The 19531-nt window shown below is 36.4% G+C and carries 25 protein-coding genes and 1 pseudogene; 11 read left to right on the top strand and 15 right to left on the bottom strand.

Annotated features, from left to right (window positions below; translation table 11 throughout):
* Positions 1 to 26: 26 nt before the first annotated feature.
* Positions 27 to 1745: an acetate--CoA ligase gene (gene acsA / locus AC1Q8N_RS08075; RefSeq protein ID WP_046956190.1), complete on the bottom strand. Its 1719-nt coding sequence runs from the start codon at positions 1743 to 1745 to the stop codon at positions 27 to 29.
* Between the two features lie 176 nt (positions 1746 to 1921).
* Here acsA and acuA point away from each other — a divergent pair, with 176 nt between their 5' ends.
* From acuA to AC1Q8N_RS08055, 4 genes are all read left to right on the top strand, one after another.
* Complete coding sequence (gene acuA, locus AC1Q8N_RS08070) at positions 1922 to 2554, top strand: acetoin utilization protein acetyltransferase AcuA (protein ID WP_048544470.1); 633 nt, start codon at positions 1922 to 1924, stop codon at positions 2552 to 2554.
* 17 nt (positions 2555 to 2571) lie between these two features.
* A complete protein-coding gene (locus AC1Q8N_RS08065; protein ID WP_000634566.1) occupies positions 2572 to 3216 on the top strand; it encodes an acetoin utilization AcuB family protein in 645 nt (214 codons plus the stop codon).
* Entirely contained in the window at positions 3213 to 4379 is a 1167-nt protein-coding gene (acuC, locus tag AC1Q8N_RS08060; RefSeq protein ID WP_098048111.1) for an acetoin utilization protein AcuC, read from the top strand. The genes AC1Q8N_RS08065 and acuC overlap by 4 nt, the downstream gene beginning before the upstream one ends.
* A gap of 174 nt (positions 4380 to 4553) precedes the next feature.
* Entirely contained in the window at positions 4554 to 5414 is an 861-nt protein-coding gene (locus tag AC1Q8N_RS08055; protein WP_098577170.1) for an alpha/beta fold hydrolase, read from the top strand.
* A 66-nt stretch (positions 5415 to 5480) separates the two neighbouring features.
* Here the strand turns inward: AC1Q8N_RS08055 and AC1Q8N_RS08050 are convergent, their stop codons facing one another.
* Positions 5481 to 5753: a hypothetical protein gene (locus AC1Q8N_RS08050; RefSeq protein ID WP_098076391.1), complete on the bottom strand. Its 273-nt coding sequence runs from the start codon at positions 5751 to 5753 to the stop codon at positions 5481 to 5483.
* 269 nt (positions 5754 to 6022) lie between these two features.
* Between AC1Q8N_RS08050 and AC1Q8N_RS08045 the strand changes: the two genes are divergently transcribed.
* Positions 6023 to 6949, top strand: a complete 927-nt coding sequence (locus AC1Q8N_RS08045) for a Gfo/Idh/MocA family protein (protein WP_098847244.1) — start codon at positions 6023 to 6025, stop codon at positions 6947 to 6949.
* A gap of 128 nt (positions 6950 to 7077) precedes the next feature.
* Positions 7078 to 7479, top strand: coding sequence for a large conductance mechanosensitive channel protein MscL (gene mscL, locus AC1Q8N_RS08040; protein WP_000267007.1), 402 nt, complete (start codon positions 7078 to 7080; stop codon positions 7477 to 7479).
* A 48-nt stretch (positions 7480 to 7527) separates the two neighbouring features.
* On the opposite strand, the gene AC1Q8N_RS08035 is transcribed toward mscL, so the two are convergent.
* The gene (locus tag AC1Q8N_RS08035; RefSeq protein ID WP_098642623.1) at positions 7528 to 7800 is read right to left on the bottom strand and encodes a DUF3917 domain-containing protein; all 273 of its coding nucleotides are present in this window, start codon (positions 7798 to 7800) and stop codon (positions 7528 to 7530) included.
* Between the two features lie 199 nt (positions 7801 to 7999).
* On the opposite strand from AC1Q8N_RS08035, the gene AC1Q8N_RS08030 reads away from it, so the two are divergent.
* On the top strand, positions 8000 to 8236 hold the full coding sequence (locus AC1Q8N_RS08030; protein ID WP_046956179.1) for a DUF3949 domain-containing protein: 237 nt from the start codon (positions 8000 to 8002) through the stop codon (positions 8234 to 8236).
* Position 8237: 1 nt separating this feature from the next.
* Entirely contained in the window at positions 8238 to 8600 is a 363-nt protein-coding gene (locus tag AC1Q8N_RS08025; protein ID WP_142330298.1) for a DUF4288 domain-containing protein, read from the top strand.
* Positions 8601 to 8634: 34 nt separating this feature from the next.
* On the opposite strand, the gene ccpA is transcribed toward AC1Q8N_RS08025, so the two are convergent.
* The 5 genes and pseudogenes from ccpA to AC1Q8N_RS08000 form a co-directional block, all read right to left on the bottom strand.
* Entirely contained in the window at positions 8635 to 9633 is a 999-nt protein-coding gene (gene ccpA / locus AC1Q8N_RS08020) for a catabolite control protein A (RefSeq protein ID WP_001103309.1), read from the bottom strand.
* Positions 9634 to 10026: 393 nt separating this feature from the next.
* Positions 10027 to 10126, bottom strand: a pseudogene (locus AC1Q8N_RS08015) (hypothetical protein); the annotation flags it as partial.
* Between the two features lie 54 nt (positions 10127 to 10180).
* Positions 10181 to 11197 (bottom strand): CamS family sex pheromone protein, encoded by a 1017-nt coding sequence (locus AC1Q8N_RS08010; RefSeq protein ID WP_098642621.1) that lies wholly within the window; start codon positions 11195 to 11197, stop codon positions 10181 to 10183.
* 117 nt (positions 11198 to 11314) lie between these two features.
* Positions 11315 to 11641, bottom strand: coding sequence for a bacillithiol system redox-active protein YtxJ (gene ytxJ, locus AC1Q8N_RS08005; protein WP_001057490.1), 327 nt, complete (start codon positions 11639 to 11641; stop codon positions 11315 to 11317).
* Positions 11641 to 12153: a DUF948 domain-containing protein gene (locus AC1Q8N_RS08000; RefSeq protein ID WP_098642620.1), complete on the bottom strand. Its 513-nt coding sequence runs from the start codon at positions 12151 to 12153 to the stop codon at positions 11641 to 11643. Before AC1Q8N_RS08000 ends, ytxJ begins: the two co-directional genes overlap by 1 nt.
* Positions 12154 to 12340: 187 nt before the next feature.
* Here AC1Q8N_RS08000 and AC1Q8N_RS07995 point away from each other — a divergent pair, with 187 nt between their 5' ends.
* Positions 12341 to 13456: an aminopeptidase gene (locus AC1Q8N_RS07995; protein WP_048544494.1), complete on the top strand. Its 1116-nt coding sequence runs from the start codon at positions 12341 to 12343 to the stop codon at positions 13454 to 13456.
* Between the two features lie 35 nt (positions 13457 to 13491).
* On the opposite strand, the gene AC1Q8N_RS07990 is transcribed toward AC1Q8N_RS07995, so the two are convergent.
* The 5 genes from AC1Q8N_RS07990 to AC1Q8N_RS07970 all read right to left on the bottom strand — a co-directional run bounded on the left by AC1Q8N_RS07990 (position 13492) and on the right by AC1Q8N_RS07970 (position 15639).
* The gene (locus AC1Q8N_RS07990; RefSeq protein WP_098642619.1) at positions 13492 to 13926 is read right to left on the bottom strand and encodes a hypothetical protein; all 435 of its coding nucleotides are present in this window, start codon (positions 13924 to 13926) and stop codon (positions 13492 to 13494) included.
* A 15-nt stretch (positions 13927 to 13941) separates the two neighbouring features.
* Positions 13942 to 14124, bottom strand: a complete 183-nt coding sequence (locus AC1Q8N_RS07985) for a hypothetical protein (RefSeq protein WP_048544498.1) — start codon at positions 14122 to 14124, stop codon at positions 13942 to 13944.
* Positions 14121 to 14525 carry a PH domain-containing protein gene (locus AC1Q8N_RS07980; protein ID WP_493521161.1) on the bottom strand — a complete coding sequence of 135 codons (405 nt, stop codon included), beginning with the start codon at positions 14523 to 14525 and terminating at the stop codon, positions 14121 to 14123. Before AC1Q8N_RS07980 ends, AC1Q8N_RS07985 begins: the two co-directional genes overlap by 4 nt.
* 77 nt (positions 14526 to 14602) lie before the next feature.
* Positions 14603 to 15094, bottom strand: coding sequence for a GNAT family N-acetyltransferase (locus AC1Q8N_RS07975; RefSeq protein WP_493521160.1), 492 nt, complete (start codon positions 15092 to 15094; stop codon positions 14603 to 14605).
* The gene (locus AC1Q8N_RS07970) at positions 15091 to 15639 is read right to left on the bottom strand and encodes a GNAT family N-acetyltransferase (RefSeq protein ID WP_048544503.1); all 549 of its coding nucleotides are present in this window, start codon (positions 15637 to 15639) and stop codon (positions 15091 to 15093) included. The genes AC1Q8N_RS07975 and AC1Q8N_RS07970 overlap by 4 nt, the downstream gene beginning before the upstream one ends.
* Positions 15640 to 15782: 143 nt before the next feature.
* Here AC1Q8N_RS07970 and AC1Q8N_RS07965 point away from each other — a divergent pair, with 143 nt between their 5' ends.
* Complete coding sequence (locus AC1Q8N_RS07965) at positions 15783 to 16127, top strand: PadR family transcriptional regulator (protein ID WP_048544504.1); 345 nt, start codon at positions 15783 to 15785, stop codon at positions 16125 to 16127.
* Positions 16124 to 16786 (top strand): hypothetical protein, encoded by a 663-nt coding sequence (locus AC1Q8N_RS07960; RefSeq protein ID WP_098048120.1) that lies wholly within the window; start codon positions 16124 to 16126, stop codon positions 16784 to 16786. The genes AC1Q8N_RS07965 and AC1Q8N_RS07960 overlap by 4 nt, the downstream gene beginning before the upstream one ends.
* Positions 16787 to 16840: 54 nt before the next feature.
* Here AC1Q8N_RS07960 and murC read toward each other — a convergent pair whose 3' ends face one another.
* Entirely contained in the window at positions 16841 to 18151 is a 1311-nt protein-coding gene (murC, locus tag AC1Q8N_RS07955) for a UDP-N-acetylmuramate--L-alanine ligase (RefSeq protein WP_098068777.1), read from the bottom strand.
* 253 nt (positions 18152 to 18404) lie between these two features.
* Positions 18405 to 19523 carry a nicotinate phosphoribosyltransferase gene (locus AC1Q8N_RS07950; protein WP_000658380.1) on the bottom strand — a complete coding sequence of 373 codons (1119 nt, stop codon included), beginning with the start codon at positions 19521 to 19523 and terminating at the stop codon, positions 18405 to 18407.
* Between the last annotated feature and the right edge of the window lie 8 nt (positions 19524 to 19531).

Raw genomic sequence — 19531 nt, 5'->3', positions numbered from 1 at the left:
CGTTATTTCGTTCAGACCTTCCTCTCTTAATCTTCCATCGTTGATAAGTCACCTGTTGGTAAGTTTAATTCCCACGCTTTTAATACGCGGCGCATAATTTTACCACTTCTCGTTTTCGGTAATTTATCTCTAAATTCAATTTGTCTTGGCGCTGCATGAGCTGCTAGGCCTTTCTTTACAAATTGACGAATCTCTTCTTTTAATTCATCAGATGGTTCGTATCCTGCTCGAAGCGCGATAAATGCTTTAATGATTTCTCCGCGCACTGGATCAGGAATACCAATTACACCAGCCTCTGCAACAGCAGCATGCTCGATTAATTTGCTTTCTACTTCAAACGGACCAACTCGCTCACCTGACGTCATAATTACATCATCAATACGCCCTTGGAACCAGAAGTATCCATCTTCATCCATATAAGCAGAGTCACCTGATACGTACCAATCTCCCGGCATAAAGTAAGATTCATACTTTTGCTGGTTATTCCAGATTCCACGCATCATCGCTGGCCAACCTTTACCAATTGCTAAGTTACCCATTGTGTATGGAGGAACTTCATTTCCTTCATTATCAACAATCGCTGCTTTCACACCTGGAATTGGTTTACCCATTGAACCTGGACGGATTTCCATACAAGGGTAGTTACAAATAACTTGTCCACCTGTTTCTGTCATCCACCACGTATCATGAATACGAAGTCCAAACGCGTTCATACCCCAGCGAATTACTTCTGGATTTAACGGTTCACCAACGCTTAATACGTGACGAACTTGTGATAAATCATATTTTTTAATTGCGTCTTGTCCAGCTCCCATTAACATACGGAACGCTGTTGGCGCACTGTACCAAACTGTTACACCGTAATCTTGCAGTGCTTCATACCACGCTTCTGGGCTAAAGCGTCCACCTAAAATAACATTGGATGCTCCAACTAACCACGGTGCGAAAATACCGTAAGCCGTTCCAGTTACCCAGCCTGGGTCAGCTGTACACCAATATACATCATCTTCTTTTAAATCTAATACCCATTTCGCCGTTTGATAGTGCTGAACCATTGCATTTTGCGCATGAAGCACACCTTTTGGTTTACCAGTAGAACCAGATGTGTAATGTAGAATCAAACCGTCTTCACGGCCTAACCATTCGATATGTAATTCTTTTGAAGCTTGTTCAAATAAAGGATTGAACGCTACCGTTTTACCGCCTTCTTCTACATTATCTCCAACAAGGAAGACTGTTTTTAAAGCAGGTAAATCATTTAATGGTACGCGCTCTAACAATTCAGGAGTTGTAATTAACACCTTTGCTTCGCTATCTTCTAAACGATCGCGAACTGCGCCTTCCATAAACGCTTCAAATAGCGGACCTACGATTGCCCCTAATTTCACTGCACCAAGAAGTGCGAAATATAATTCTGGAGAACGCGGCATAAAAATAAAAACGCGATCGCCTTTTTCTACATCGCCATAATTTTTCAGGACGTTTCCTGCTTTATTAGAAAAATCCTTCATTTCCTTAAATGTATATTTCTCTTTTCGCGATCCATCTTGATAATAAAGGGCTACTTTATTTTTACGATCGGATTTCGCATGCTTATCAATTGCCTCATACGCCATATTTACTCGGCCTGTTTCATTCCAAGTAAAGTTTTTATTAACCTCTTCCCAGTTAAAATTCGCGTATGCCTCATCATAATTCGGCAAATTATTTTCTCCTTTAATGACAGGAAGCGTTTCTACTTTCATACTTTACATCCCCCTCCTATGTATTCTATTATCTATTATAATGATATTATTTAAAATTTTCAGTATATTTGTTGATTTTTAGACAAATTTTTAATGACAAATTTCGATTCACATCGCATATATTATAAAGTACGATATTAATAGATTCACAAACCCTCAAGGTGGTGAGCAATACATTGATTCATAAAAAAATATATAATGCTAGAAACTTAAAAACAGCGAAAGGCACTTTAATTATTGAAGGTCCTGTCTCTACACATAACTTAGAAATGTATGAATTTCATCCAGATTTAGTTGCGTTTCGTCCTGCCGAGCAGCAATATAAAGCAATTGTCGAAATTTCTAAATTACCAGAAGCTCGTCTCATTATTGCAAGACATGACCAAACGATTGTTGGATATGTTACATACTTGTATCCTGATCCACTCGAACGATGGTCAGAAGGAAAAATGGAAAACTTAATTGAACTCGGGGCGATTGAAGTTGTCCCCGCCTTCCGCGGTTGCGCTGTCGGAAAGAACTTATTAGAAGTTTCAATGATGGACGATCATATGGAAGATTACATTATATTGACGACTGAATATTATTGGCACTGGGATTTAAAACAAACAGGCTTAAATGTTTGGGAGTACCGAAAAGTAATGGAAAAGATGATGAATGCCGGTGGCTTACAATGGATGGCTACAGATGATCCTGAAATTTGTTCACATCCTGCTAACTGTTTAATGGTCCGCATCGGGAAACGCGTTGATACGGATTCTATTCAAGCATTTGATCGTCTACGTTTTCACAATCGTTTTATGTATTAATAAAGGGGGCAACTGGAATGATTGTAGAAGAAATTATGAATCAAGATGTAGTGACACTACATCCAAACGATACAATCGAAACAGCAATCCGAACGATACGCACGAAAGGCATTCGGCACATTCCAATTGTCGATCAAAATAATCATGTCGTAGGCATTATTTCTGATCGGGATGTAAGGGATGCAAGTCCGTCTATTTTAGATGAACAAGTTTCACTCGATATGCTGAAGCAACCACTTGAACTTATTATGAAACATCCTGTTATGACTTGCCATCCTCTCGATTTCGTTGAAGAAATTGCTACTTTATTTTTTGAAAATAAAATTGGCTGTCTCCCTGTTACAAAGGCTGGCAAGCTAGTTGGAATCATTTCTGAATCTACTGTACTGCACACGTTAGTGAAATTAACAGGAGCACATCAACCAAGTTCACAAATTGAAATTCAAGTAAAAAACGAACCTGGTATTCTTGGAAAAGTCGTTGCTATTTTTAGTGATTTGCAAATAAATATCGTGAGCGTTCTCGTCTACCCAGCAAAAGATGAGAATGATAAAGTACTCGTTTTCCGCATTCAAACGATGAATCCGCTAAAAGTGATTGATGCACTTGAAGCAGAAGGCTACCGCGTATTATGGCCGAATATTATGGGGATGCAAGCATGAGTAGCGCATTTATTTATTCGGATGACTTTCGGGGCTATTCGTTTAGCCCTGATCATCCTTTTAACCAACTGCGCGTCACACTCACGTATGATTTATTACAAAAGGGCGGTTTTATCTCTCCCTCCCAAGTCATCTCACCACGGATGGCTACAGATGAAGAGATCGCCTACGTTCATACAGAGGAGTACATAAATGCGGTAAAACGTGCTGGAGAAGGTAAGTTAGAAAAATCAATTGCGATGACATATGGACTCGGAACAGAAGATACACCGATGTTTCCAAATATGCACGAAGCAAGCGCATTACTCGTTGGCGGTACGTTAACTGCTGTCGACGCTGTTCTTTCCGGGAAAGTAAAACACGCGCTTAATTTAGGCGGTGGCTTACATCATGGCTTCCGCGGCAAGGCATCTGGCTTTTGTATTTATAACGATAGTTCCATCGCAATGAAATATATACAGAAAAAATACGGTTTACGTGTTTTATATATTGATACAGATGCTCATCACGGTGATGGTGTACAGTGGTCTTTTTACGACGATCCTAACGTATGCACCATTTCACTACATGAAACTGGGCGTTATTTATTCCCTGGAACTGGTGCTGTAAATGAACGCGGACAAGGTAATGGCTATAGTTATTCTTTTAACGTTCCACTCGATGCCTTTACAGAAGACGAATCGTTTTTAAATTCATATCGAACTGTCGTAAAAGAAGTTGCCGCATACTTTAAACCGGATATTATTTTAACGCAAAATGGCGCTGACGCACATTATTATGACCCACTTACACACCTTTGCGCCACGATGAATATTTACCGTGAAATACCGAAGCTCGCTCGCGAAATCGCTAATGAATATTGCGAAGGTCGCTGGATCGCTGTCGGCGGTGGTGGCTATGACCACTGGCGCGTCGTCCCAAGAGCTTGGGCACTCATTTGGCTCGAAATGAACAACATCCAAAACATCTCAGGTTATCTCCCTCCAGAATGGATTGACGCTTGGAAAGGACAAGCTGAAACAGAACTTCCCCTCACATGGGAAGATCCAGACAACATGTATAAACCGATCCCCCGTAAACCAGAAATTGAAGAAAAGAACGCATTAACTGTAACGAAATCTCTTGAAATTATTCGGAATAATATGACAAAATCTTTGTACTAAAGAAAAAGGAGGCTCGTTTTTGAATAGCCTCCTTTTATTTATAGCTTGCTATTATTGTCGGTTTCTGTCGGTAAGTCGATATATCTTGAGATGCGCTGATATATTTTAATAACCGCCGATATATTTCAAAAATCGCTGATATATTTTATTTCATAATTAAATGGTCCAACTTTTATGAGAACAGGTCGTGATATTATGTGGACACAACAAATGATCAATACGAAACGCGGCACATTCGAGCTTTTTACTAAAGGCAGTGGCGAACCGCTTTGCATTACACATCACTATTCACAATTTAATGAAACTGGTGATTACTTTGCGAATGTTTTCACTGCTACGCATCGTGTATTGCTCATTAATTTACGAAACGCTGGTAACTCTGCAAAAGCCAAGGCAGAAAACGAATTAAGTATGATTGAAACAGTTCACGACTTAGAAGCAATACGGGAAGCTTTACAACTCCCAACATGGCATTTCGCTGGCCACTCAACAGGCGGTATGCTTGGACTTTTATATACGATTACATATCCAAATTCCTTACAATCATTAGTCATCGTCGGAGCCGCAGCAAGCAACTACACCGAAACACCTTTTTGTATTTATCATCCAGAACATCCACAATTTCATTATATGCAACATCTCATCGAAAATTTAAAAAGCCCTCACCTTACAAGTGAAGAACGGAAAGAACTATCTACTGAGAGAACAAAATTATCATTGTATAAACCTGAAAACTACAACTCTTATTTTTGTAAACCAATCAAAAAAACAATGTCTGCTAGCCGGATGAACGCTTTCTCTCACGAATATCCAACATTTAATTTACGAGAACATTTACCTTCTATGAAAACAAAGACGCTTATTATATGCGGAAGACACGATGTGCAGTGCCCGATTCAGTATTCTATCGAGATGCATGAGGGCATACGCAATTCTATTTTTGTGACATTTGAAGAGAGTAACCATTATCCCTTTTTGGAAGAAGCTGCTCAGTTTACTTCTACTACTCGAACATTTTATAAATTGCTACATTAGTACCGTTATTATTAAGGAAAGCTCACAGTCTCTATAAGACTATGAGCTTTTTTCAAAAGAAGTATTTCACACTAGAAACAACAAGAAGAACAAAAAAATCATCAAACCTACATCAATGAATATCGACTTTTTATCTCCTTCTTTTATACTCATCATAAAATTAGAAATTATTTTAATTCCAAAAAAGACCATTATAAATAACCCACCGAAATGATCATTTGTATAATCTTTATCATAAAACATTTGTACTGCACCTATTAGTAATAAAACAAGTATGATATTAGTTCCAACCTTTAAAGCCTTGTTTGATTTATTATCCTTTAATTCAGCCCCAAAAATCTAGCACTCCCTCTCAAACTATCGTGCGTTTTGACACAGACGCTTTATCAATTTTTATATTTTAACATAAATTACCTTATATATCTTTTTTACAGATTCCGATATGCATGACAATAATGATGTTCCCTCCATTGCAACATGCTCATAACTTTAAAGAGATAGAAAAGATTTTGCTAGAAGGATATAAGTAAAAGCTAATTTTTGCCATCCTCCCCCGCTCTATGCTACATTTAACCCGTTATATCAATATGAATAGGGTGGGAATACATATGAATAAACCTAAAATTGGGATGATTGGACTTGGAAGTATTGCGCAAAAGGCCTATCTTCCAACACTTACAAAAGAAACAGATTGGAATTTTGTAGGGGCGTTTACACCTAACGCGGAGAAAAGGAAACAAGTTTGCCAACAATACCGCATTCAAGACTTTCATTCTATTGAAACGTTAGCTTCAGAATGTGATGCAATCTTCGTCCATAGTTCAACTGCTACACATTATGAAATCGTTTCTGAACTTCTGAAAAAAGGAATTGACGTTTATGTTGATAAGCCGCTAGCAGCTACAGTGGAACAAGCTGAGCAACTAGTCGAGTTGAGCGAAAAGCATAACAGAAAGTTAATGGTCGGATTTAATCGCCGATTCGTTCCTATGTATGTTGCTGCAAAAGAGCAAGCTCATAATATTTCATGGGTTCGAATTGAAAAACACCGCACAAATAAAGTGGGGCCATATACGTATGACTTTACTATGTTAGATGATTACTTACATATTGTAGATACTGCTCGCTGGTTAGCTAATGATGATCTTAACGTCGTTCATAATATGATGCAAATAAATGAAAAGAATGAACTTCTTTACGGACATCACACATATACAACGCCAAGTGGACTGTTACTTTCTACCGCAATGCATCGCCACGCCGGTACAAATTTAGAACAAATTGAACTTGTAACGACAGGTAAAATCATTCGCGTAAAAAATATGAACACATTTGAAGTTGAGCAGGAAAATGCAGTTTCTCAGATTGGTTCACAATCATGGGATACGACGTTAAAACAACGTGGTTTTGAAGATGCTGTTCATCATTTTATTGAATGTGTACAAGGAGATACAAAGCCTGTTGTAGATGGATTAGAAGGATTAAAAACGCAGCAACTGCTGCAATCTCTATTGGAGAATGTAAACAAAAATTAAAACGGATACATTTTTCAGAATTTACTTTCATTCCCATTTCCCCTTTATTTCTCTCACAAATTTCTATAGAATATGTTGATAGGAATTATAAATTTCATATTGAATCGTGGAAAGGATGGGATTAACACATGTGGAACGAGTTTAAAAAGTTCGCATTCAAAGGGAATGTAATCGATTTAGCTGTCGGGGTTGTAATCGGTGCTGCATTTGGTAAAATCGTTAGTTCTTTAGTAAAAGATATTATCACACCATTACTTGGTATGGTATTAGGTGGCGTTAACTTTACAGATTTACATTTTGGATATGGTAAATCTGCTGTTATGTATGGTAACTTCATCCAAACTATTTTTGATTTCTTAATTATTGCAGCTTCTATCTTTATGTTCGTTAAAGTGTTCAACAAGCTAACATCTAAAAGAGAAGAAGAAGAAAAGACAGAAGAAATTCCAGAACCAACAAAAGAAGAAGTTCTTCTTAGCGAAATTCGCGACTTATTAAAACAACAAAATTCTTCTAAAGATAGAGCATAATTGAACGGATAAAAAGGCATGCCCCTCGGGACATGCCTTTTCTATATGCTATAACGTTTCCGAATTCATATGAATAAATAAAATAATACCTGCAACCATAAGTACCATAATACTACCTGCAAATAGTGTAATACCCATGAACATTAAATTTGTGCTCATGTCCACTGATACACTTTCAATAAAAATAGAAATTACATACGTGATAAGGGCAATTCCTGCAAGAATACTTCCTGGAACAAATCGCTTTAAGCCATTTTGTTTTAGCGTCATATATGCAAAAATAGCAGTCATACAAAGCGTAATTATCCAAAGAACGATCATCTCTTCTCCCCCCTCACAAGCCTTTTCTTTCTATTATACATGACATTGCACTATAATAGTTAAATTTGCACTTATGTGACATATAACAAGGAACAATGGCATTTTGGAAGGGAAATTGACCACTAGAAACAAATGGATATTTTTCGTATAAATTGATAGAATTACCATATATAAATATTCTTTATAAGGGAGTGTTCATATGATTTGGATTTCACTAATCGTATTAGCCTATTTCATCATTCTCGTCCCAATACAGTATAACTATATTAAGATATTAAAGACAAAACAGAAAAAACTGAACGTGTCACAAAATGAACTATATGACAACATGTCTTATGAAGAATCCCAAATACATTATCATTATCAAAGTAACGTATTTACAATACCTGCTTCGCTTGTCGCAAGTATTATTTATAAGGTGAAACATGCAGCATAATATGTACGCTGTAAAATTATTGTTTGAATCTGTTCATTCTGGTGAGCCTCATCCTACGAAAATTGATGAGCATTATGAAGAAAGTCACAATACACTTTTTGAAGAAAGTATTATTCTTGTTAAGGCAAACAGTATAGAGGAAGCTCACGAATTAGGTGAAAAGATAGCTATAAACTCTGAAGAATCGTACGATAATATGTACGGTGAGCAAGTGACGTGTACGTTTCGAAAAGTATTGCATGTGTTTGAATTAGACGATACACCATTTGAAACGGGAAAAGAATTGTACGCAAGATTTTTACACGTTAAGAAAAATGAAAAGGTAGATACCGTAGTAAAAGCATACTACCCTGAATACGAATAAAAGCTCACAGCAATTGCTGTGAGCTTTTTTATACTTATTTCGTTGAATCTCTAAATTGGATGCGGTGAGGTAAGATAACAGTGTGATCTTCCACTTTTTCTTTGTTCATATACTTTGTTAATAGACGCATTGCTACTGCACCGATATCATACATTGGTTGTACAACTGTTGAAAGTTGCGGACGAACCATTAATGCAAGGCGTGTATTATCGAAACCAAGTACTTCTACATCAGTTGGTACGTTTAATCCAGCGTCTTGTGCTGCATGGATTACACCTAGTGCCATTTCGTCAGAAGATACGAAGATTGCTGTTGGCTTTTCATCACTGCTCCAAAGCTTTTCGAATGCTTCGATACCTGAATCATATGTGTAATCTCCATCGATTATAAGATTTTCATCATATGAAATACCTGCTTCTTCTAAAGCTTTTTTATAACCTTGTAACTTCTTCGCGCTTCCCGCTTTATTAATGAAAGGACCAGAGACGAAACCGATACGCGTATGCCCTTGCTCAATAAAGTGCTTCATTGCGTCGTAAGCTGCTTGCGTATAATCAATATTTACTGATGGCGTTTCATTTTGCTCATCAAATGACGCTGCTAATACGATCGGTACTGGAGACTTTTTGAATTCTTCAATGTGAATGTCTGTAATATCTTCACCCATGAAAACAATTCCGTCCACTTGTTTTCCAAGCATCGTATTTAATAAATGGAACTCTTTCTCTTTGTTTTGGTCAGAGTTACTTAAAATGATGTTATATTTGTACATTGTTGCGATATCTTCAATTCCACGAGCAAGTTCTGCATAAAACGTATTTGAGATATCAGGAATAATAACACCTACTGTAGTTGTCTTCTTACTTGCTAGTCCACGTGCTACCGCATTTGGGCGGTACCCTAAACGATCAATTGCTTCTAATACTTTCTTTCTTGTTGTAGGCTTTACATTTGGATTACCGTTCACAACGCGTGATACGGTAGCCATTGAAACGTTTGCTTCACGCGCTACATCATAAATTGTTACGTTCATCTCATCGCACACTCCTTCTATTTTTGTTATCTATTTTTATGTATCGGTTACTTGAATGAAAAAAAGACATCAACTCTATTTGCAGATGCCACCAATCGTCCCGAGTTCTTCCTTTTACTAATGATACGATAAAAACGCAGGCTCATACAATATTTTCCCGCAAAAGTTTCGAAAAAATTCGCTTCTTTTCTCGTATTTTCGTATTTTTTATGAAAAAAAGGGCATTTTTTGTAAAAAAATAGATATCTCATGAGTACAAACTGTATATTAAGCCGTACGTTAGTAAATGAAATTTATATCGGCGATTTATATATATCGACTTACCGACAGAAACCGACAATGATATTCATTTGATACGCGCTGGATCTGGGCTGGCAATAGAAGGTCACATCACCCTGTAGAATGCGTTATATCGACAACGACAGGTAAATTATGCTTCTTTCTTTAAAATCGGCACAGCAGAAACATGAAGCGTATTACGCGTCGCTCTTTCCCCTCGTACATTTTCACTTACAATAAAAAAAGACAGTTTAAACACTGTCTTTTTTTATAAGAAGGAAACAAACGGTTTTTCGCTGTTTTTCTCTTTTATAATAATTGCCTCGATTTTACTCTCAGACTTTATCTGCAATTGTACTTTCGCATCTTTAGGTAATTTTTCTAACATACTTTGAGCAGCCAGCTGGGTAAGAGCCATTAATTCTGTTTTACCGTTATATTTAATAACAATATTCATATTTAATGTATCCATTTGATTTTTCTTATAAGAAACCTTAGCATTTACTGGGATAAAGTCTCCAGTAGAAAAACCTTTCATCGCATCAGCAAAGTCAGTTATTTTTGTATTATCTTCTCCATGTGCTTGTTTAAATTCATCAGAAGGATATGAATACGCTTGTTCATCGATCGTACTCCAATTTCCAAGGTTCGTATCATTCTTTTGAACGGTAGCACTAGCAATATACGTTCCATTTTTTAAAGAACTTGTACTTTCTTGCTTAAAGATAGCAAACGTAATTGGAGACTTATTATACTTGTCATTTTTATTAATCGCTTCAATAAGTTGCTTGGCAACTTCAGTACCCTTAGACATAGCTTCTTCATTCGATACACTTGAAGACATGGCTAAACCGATCATAACACCAGATAAACTTAGTTCGTTTGAATTCTGTTTTCCGAAATAGTCTTGTTCTATAATATTCGTCAAAACTGGCGCTTCTACTTTTGCGACTAATTCATCAACTAACTTCTCTGGAATATATTGATTTAATTGCAGTACATGACTTTCTGTATCAAATTGCTCTTTTGCAATATTCATTAAACCATTTTCATACTCTGCTAAATCTAATTTAGAATTTGTTTTTATATTAGCTGTATTTATAACCTTTTGTTCTTTTAAAGGAATTACAGTTCTATAATAATCTTTCGAAACAGCAGTTCTCGGGATCATGCTTTTTTCTTTCGTATCCTTCTGTATAACTTCATCCTTCTTACTAATCGTATTATTACTACAAGCTCCCAGTAATAAACTTACGACCGCGAAGGATAATGCCATTTTCTTCATTACTTAAAACCTACTTTCAACAATCTAGTTATTTAATTTGAACTATTAACAGTGTACCATTAAATATATTTCAACAAAAACAAAAAAAAGAAGCAAGCACCTTTAGCTTGCTTCTTTTTACTTAATATTCTCTTCTAAAGCGTCTTTTTTAATGTTCCAATGAGACGTATTCCATACTACCATCCCATCTTTTATGTATAACACTTGCGGAGATTCATGTTTAATGCTGTACTGTTCTGCAACACGATTCGAAACATCTCTCGCATCTTGTACGTATAAGTAATACGCTGGCACTGCCCTTTCTTCACTACAATACGCTTGAAATTCTGTATATGCACCGTGACTAATCGGGCATGTCGTACTATGTTTAAAAAGAACATAAGGTTCGTTTTTTTCTACTAATACTTCAAGCTCTTCAATTGTTTCAACTTTTGTCATATTCATCACGATTCACCTCTCATACGAAGTCTAGAGCGCTTCTCTTTCTTTTCAGATTTTTTCTCAAGTCTTTCTAATTTACGCTCTTCTTTTTCAACCTTTTTCTCTTGTCTTGTCGCACGATAATGATTGTATACTTCAATTGCTGCGCTACTCCACTGTACAACTTGCGCTACTTTATCGGCATTATTTTCAATTTCGTCCGTAACAGAATCTGATACATTACGAAGTTTCGTATTTAAAGAATGGATTGTCGTTCCAATTCCATCTACACCCGATACTACTTTATTTAATGATTGTGACTTCTGTTGAATGTCATCAGCTAACGCATTTGTTTTATGTAATAATTGCTCCGTCTCTACGCTAATCCCTTGCATTTGCTTTTCTAAACCTTCTAACGTGCTTGCAACATTTTCTAACGTCTTTTGAACCGATAACAACGTTCTGCATACATATACTACTAATACAGCGAAAGCAACCGCGATAATAGCCGCACTTACATATAAAAGAACTTGCATTTCATCACTTCCTTTATCTTTTTCATACTTTCTCCTATTATACAATCATTTTCCGTTTCGTTCTAATCCCTATCTTTTCATTAGAATTTTCATACTTATTCGTTAACTTTAACATAAATGATTCAACAAATTCCACTAAGTAGGTTACAATAGGAGAGGATACATAATTAGTAGGGAGGCTTTACATATGAAAGATCCACGCATTGAAAAGTTAGCATACAATTTAATTAACTACTCTATTCGCTTACAAAAAGGCGAAAAAGTATTAATTGAAAACTTTGGCTTACAAAAAGAACTTGTAACTGCACTTGTAAAAGAAGCATATGCAGCTGGTGGTTTCCCATTCGTTTCTTTAAAAGATCATCAAGTAGATCGCTCTTTATTAATGGGTGCTACTGAAGAACATTTTGAACAAATCGCTGCATATGAAGCAAGCGTAATGAAAGATATGGACGCTTATATCGGTCTTCGCTCTGGCGATAACATTAACGAACAAGCTGACGTGCCAAGTGAAAGAATGCAAATTCACGGTCAAACAGTTGGTAAGAAAGTTCATAGAGACATCCGCGTTCCGAAAACGCGCTGGGTTGTTCTTCGCTACCCAAATGCTTCTATGGCGCAGCTTGCTAAAATGAGCACAGAAGCTTTCGAAGACTTCTACTTCGAAGTTTGTAACTTAGACTACGGTAAAATGGATAAGGCGATGGATAGCCTTGTTACATTAATGAATAAAACAGATAAAGTTCGCCTAACTGGTCCTGGAACTGACTTAACATTCTCTATTAAAGACATTCCAGCTATTAAATGCTCTGGTCATTTAAACATTCCAGACGGTGAAGTATACTCTGCACCAGTTCGCGATTCTGTTAACGGTACAGTTTCTTACAACACACCATCTCCTTACAACGGTTATACATTTGAAAATGTACAACTTAAATTTGAGAACGGTCAAATCGTTGAAGCAACTGCAAACGATACAGAGCGCATTAACAAAATCTTCGATACAGACGAAGGCGCGCGTTTCGTTGGTGAGTTCGCAATCGGCGTAAACCCATACATCTTACATCCAATGGGAGATATCCTATTCGATGAAAAAATCGATGGTAGCTTCCACTTCACTCCTGGACAAGCTTACGACGATGCATGGAACGGCAACAACTCGAACATTCACTGGGATTTAGTATGTATCCAACGCCCTGAATACGGCGGCGGCGAAATTTACTTCGACGACGTACTAATACGTAAAGACGGACGCTTCGTTGTACCTGAATTAGAAGCTTTAAACCCAGAGAACTTAAAATAATAATAAAAACGCTCGGGATTTTTCCGAGCGTTTTTTTAATACTTTAATAAGTCTTTCGCCACATCTTCTGGCACTTTAAAACTCATCTTCTTATTTTTCATTTCAACTTCAACATAAGGGACATCTTTATATACTATCATCGTACCTATTTCATGTAATTCCTTTTTATCTTTACTCGACTCCGATAATTTTGGTGTATCTTCTTGATACATTTTAAATGTTTTCCCTTGCGGAGTATCTAAAGAAGCCGACTGCATTTCCCACTTATCCATTTTCATGACTTCAAACAGCTTTTCAATTTCTTTCTTATCGGTAATTACTTTTTTATCATTTGAATCTGTAAGCGATTCAATCTCAACCTTTTGTGCCTTTTCAAAGTTCATATCAGCCTTTTCCTTCTTCGCACTACACCCTATTAAAAGAACGGATGCGGTTAGCAGAAGTAAAAATAACGTAAGGACTTTTTTCATTTCTAATCCTCCTAACTACATAGAGCTACTTTTTTCGTTTTTTGTTTGCTGAAAATGAAAATAATATAACAGCGCCACTGCGATAGTACCTATTAATATCGGTTCATATAAGGGCAGATCCCATTTCATATATACTCTAGTACAAATAGCAAGCACCAGCAAAATTTCCAAACAAAACAAAGGTTTTACATATTTCATTTCTTACCTACCATTTCTATTTTCACATGTGGATTTTCTTTCTCGATAAGCACCAAGAATTCATTCATATGTTGCGGCATCGCAACCATATGTACTTTGTATGCGTTCGTCGTAATTTCAAGATACTTTCCAACTTGACGAACAACTCTAATATCTTTTAATACAACATCATCATTTAAAATGCCGTACTTCAATACACCATTTTCTACTTTATGCTTTTTAATAAATACTTCCCAAACGAGTGGCACATTTACAAGGAAGCATAAACCCATTCCAATTAACGCTGACATCCACTGCTCTTTATTTGCGAAAAGCATGACAAGTGGATATACGAACATAAAAACTAACGTGAGACAAACGAAAATTACTACCGACTTACTTCTTTGAATCGGAATGTTCATACACGCACCCCCTAACCTAAATTATACCACTTTTTCCATTTTAGTTCATAAAAAAAGGCCATTTTTACATGACCTTCCTAAACAATATATCTATAAAATTTCTTATCCACCTGCAACACCGGAAAACTTTTTGGCAACTCGTCTATACTCACACTTTTGAAATTATTCTTTTCATAAAAACGATGCGCTGCTAAAAATTTCACTGTCGTTCCTAAGTAAATATCTTTCAGCTTTTTATTCTCAGCCCACGAAATTGCTGTTTGGAGCAACTTATGTGATGCGCCCCATTCTTTTCCGCGAAATTCTTTTTTTACGAACATTTTTCTTAGCGCTACTTGATCGTTCCCAATATCTAATAAAGCTACTGTTCCAACTACTTTCCCATCATAAGTTGCAACCCAAAAGTTTCCATAATTCCTTTGATAAAATGTTTCTATTTCAAGTAGGTCTGGCTGCTCTTCTTTCGTAATGGGGACATTGTACTCTTTTTGCTGAATATGCACGATAAGATCTATTACTTCATCTTGAAACGTACTTTCATACAGAATAATACGTATCTTCTCGTTCATCGAATCTCCTTCCACTCTGAAGCTAGTAAACTATATACAGCGATATCGTGAAAATGATCATATAGCCATTCATCATCTCTTAAAATACCATCTAACTTAAAACCTAAACGCTCTGGAATAGCGCGGCTTTTCACATTTTCAACACCGCATCTAATTTCCATTTTATTTAATTTTAAATCCTCAAATGCATAGTGAAGTACAGCTTTCACGCTACGCGTCATAATACCTTTCCCACCAGCATCCTCTGCCAGATAATATCCGAGACTTGCCGCTTTCTTCCCCCAACTTACTGGATGAATACCTACCATCCCAACGAGCTTTCCTTTATAACGTATACCACTTTCAAAACCGTCTCCCTCTGCAAACTTCTTTAACCACATCGGACAAATCTCATCATACGCACCAGCAGATTTCGTCCCATCTACCCAAGGAAGCCATCTTCGTAAATGATTACGGTTTTGGTCTATTAATTGATATAGTTCCTCTTTATGATGCTTCTCTAATAACTGTAATTCGATTTCGTCATCTACTCGAAGTGTGAACATGTTTTTTAGCCCCTTTTAGTTTTCTTATTATTCTAACACTTATAGATGCAAAATGTTAAATATTCACACTTTTTTTCGGTTTGATATAAGAACAACAACTATATATGATTGATATCTAGATATGAATCATATATAGTTAAAGTATGGAAAAAAATGATAATTTTATAATTCAATTACGTAAAGGTGTTTTTGATCTCGCTATTTTGTCTTTAATAAGTAAACAACCTATGTACGGATACGAAATTACAAGTGCATTACAAGATATCCCTGTGTTTCATATCCCGAACGGTTCGATTTACCCTATATTAAATCGAATCACGAAAAACAATTGGGCTATTTCCTATTGGGAAGAGTCCGGTGATGGTCCAAAAAGAAAATACTATCGCATTACAGATGAAGGGAGAGAAATTTTACATAGTCGCTTACATGATTATGATGCAGTGTATCATGCTCTAATGTTACTAGCTAAAGGAGAGGATAAAAAATGAACAAAGAACAATTCTTTTCAAATGAACTCATTACTTCTTTCTTACAGGATTTCAACAAAGGTTTAATGAACTTACCTATATCAGCAAGAGAACAACATGTGCTAGAAATCAAATCGGATTTATATGAAAATGCATTATGTAAAGAAAGTGGAGGGATACCATTAGCGAGCATTCCTTCACAAGTGATTGAAGAATTTCTTCCTCCAAAAGAATTAGCAAAGGAAATTGCAGGAGAATATACAGATGTTATTCAAGATGCACAGCAATCTACAAATACATTTATTAAATATTATTCCGGCCTATCTATCGGTCCACTCGGCGCTTTATCAGTGCCTATTGTACTCGGTTTTATAAATTTTTCTGCTAATTTACCATTTTTACTAGCCTTTATTGCAAGCAACATTTGGTTTATCTTTAGAGAAAACCATTGGAATATAGATTTATTAAAATACTTTAAAACAATTATTTTCATCAGTTCAAGACTGCTAATTGCTCTCCCATTCAGCTTTTTCGCTATTCGAATTATGATAACAAAACAATTCGATATGTTTTCATTCTATTATTTAATCGGATATGTACTTTTCAGTTCAATTTATATCGTTTTATTAAAACAACTATACCAAAAAAATAAACAATACCAACATATCAACGCTTTTTAAAATATATCGAACACAACAAAAAAGACGCACAGCCACCGCTATGCGTCTTTTTTCTTACTTCTCTGCAATTTGAACTTCTTTTACGTAAGCTGCTTCGAATTTTTGGATGTCTCCTGCGCCCATGAAAATGAGAACGCCGTTTTTATGTTTCTTTAATACATCCGTTGTTGTATCTGTAATTAGTTCTGCACCGTCAATACGCTTTTGCAGATCTTCGATTGTTAATTCACCTTTGTTTTCGCGCGCTGATCCAAAAATATCACATAAGTATACTTGGTCAGCTTTGCTTAAGCTTTCAGCGAACTCATCTAAGAACTTTTCTGTACGTGAGAATGTATGCGGCTGGAATACAGCGACAACTTCACGCTCTGGATGTTTTTGACGAGCTGCTTCAATCGTTGCATTAATTTCTGTCGGATGGTGTGCGTAGTCATCGATAATAACTTGCTCTCCCATTGGCTTTTCATTAAAGCGACGTTTTACGCCTTCAAAAGTTGTTAACTGATGCTTAACTGCTTCTACATCAACGTTTTCATAATGGCAAAGCGCGATTACTGCTAATGCATTTAATACGCTGTGGTTGCCGTATCCTGTAATTTTGAACGTGTCATAGTACGTATTACGAACGAATACATCGAAAATAGTACCATCTGTTCTCTTTTGAATGTTACGTGCTTGGAAATCATTATCTTCTCCAAATCCATAGAAAATAACAGGTACTTTCGCTTGAATTTTTTGAAGTTCTTCATCATCTCCACATGCAATAATACCTTTTTTCACTTGCAATGCCATCTCTTGGAATGCATTGAATACATCATTGATATCTGAGAAATAATCTGGATGATCAAAATCAATGTTTGTCATAATTGCATAGTCTGGATTGTAAGACAAGAAATGACGACGATACTCACAAGCTTCAAATACAAAATACTTACTATTTTCTACCCCATGCCCCGTTCCATCTCCAATGAGGTAAGATGTAGGGTGTGCACCTTGCATTACATGGGCTAACAAACCAGTTGTTGATGTTTTTCCATGTGCACCAGTTACAGCAACACTTGTGTATTGGTTCATAAGATCACCTAAGAAGTGATGGTAACGATGTACTGGGATGTTTAATTCTTTTGCTACTACGATTTCTTCATGCGTATCAGGAAATGCATTTCCTGCAATAATCACTTGTCCTTCTTTTACATTATTTTTATCAAAAGGAAGGATCGAGATATTACGCTTTTCCAACGCTGTTTGTGTAAAGAAACGCTTTTCATAATCAGACCCTTGAACAGTATGCTTCATGTCATGAAGAATTTGAGCTAATGAACTCATTCCTGTTCCTTTAATTCCTACAAAATGGTAAACTGTCATCTTAAAGAACCTCCAACATTTCGAACTAATACAACGGCCTATCTATAAGACAGTATATGAATCTTTTCTTATTTTGGTAATCATCATACATTTTTGATGTAGTGAAGTTATTCTTTCCCTTCACTTATCAGGATAAACTCGTACGTACTTCTTTTTTATGTCCATAACAAATCCATTATAGCAAAAAAGAAGCCGCTATACTATGATAACAGAAAAACTGATAGGGTCAATCACCTATCAGTTTTTCTCTCTTTTACATATCTTCTCTTTTTTCTAATTGAACACGCTCTAGACGTGGGTTTGGACGATATTTACGACCAGCTTTCGCTTCTGGTTTTCCATTTAATTCTACGTTATCACCAGTAAAGCCAATATTCATTTTTAATAAGCTACTTCCTACTCCGTATATATCAACAGGTACGTTTTGAGCTTCAAATTCACGAATACGCTTCTCATCAAATCCACCAGTTACAACGATGTCTACATGCTGGAATCCTTCTTCATCAAGTGCTTTACGAAGTGCGAATACAAGCGATGGGTTTACACCACGTGGATCGAATGTTCCAAGTACTTCTGGGTGGCGAATGAAGTATTGATCAATCATCGTGCGCGACGTATCTACACGTACACCTTTTAATGTTGATCCAAATTCACGCGCTACGCGAAGTGCATCTGTAATGACATCATTATTGTAATCAATTAATACAACTAATTCATCTTCTGGGAATTTCTTATGATATGCTTTTGCCGCTTCCACAACATCACCATTAAACATTTGAATTAATGCGTGAGGCATTGTCCCCATACCACTTCTACCCCACCATTCATTCATCGCATGCGTCGCTTGTGCGCTCATACCTCCGATGTATGCTGCATAACCGTCACCAGCTTGTTGCGTATAATGATCGTCACGATCTCCCATGAAAATAACTGGTTTTTCTTTATCTACACTACGCGCAGCTTGGACAACGTTATATACGTTTGTCGCAACTGATGTACGACGGGCTAAAATCCCATCAATGACACCTTCTAAAAATCCGAAATTTTCATAAGGACCATGAATTGTTAACACTGTTTCAAACGGACTAATATTATCGCCATCTTTTAAAGAGTTAATTTCAAGTTCCTCAGGATTTTTGGCGAATGTTTGTAGCAACGCAATCACTTCATCTGTTCCGCAAAGAACTGCATTTTCCTTTTGGAAAAATTGCATCGTCACAACACTTTTCGGGCGAAATTCTTCAATGATTTCTCTAGTCTTTAAAAAGTAAACGGCAGAGAACCAACCTTCTCCAACACGTTCGTCAAATTTAAATGTTCTATTTGTTAGTCTATTTATTTCACCTTTTAATTTTAATTCAATTTCTTTCATGTCGCTTT

This window comes from Bacillus sp. GW823-FHT06B01, assembly GCF_058952315.1.
The sequence above is the reverse complement of the archived record's forward strand: the minus strand, read 5'-3'. Positions and strand labels throughout refer to the sequence as shown.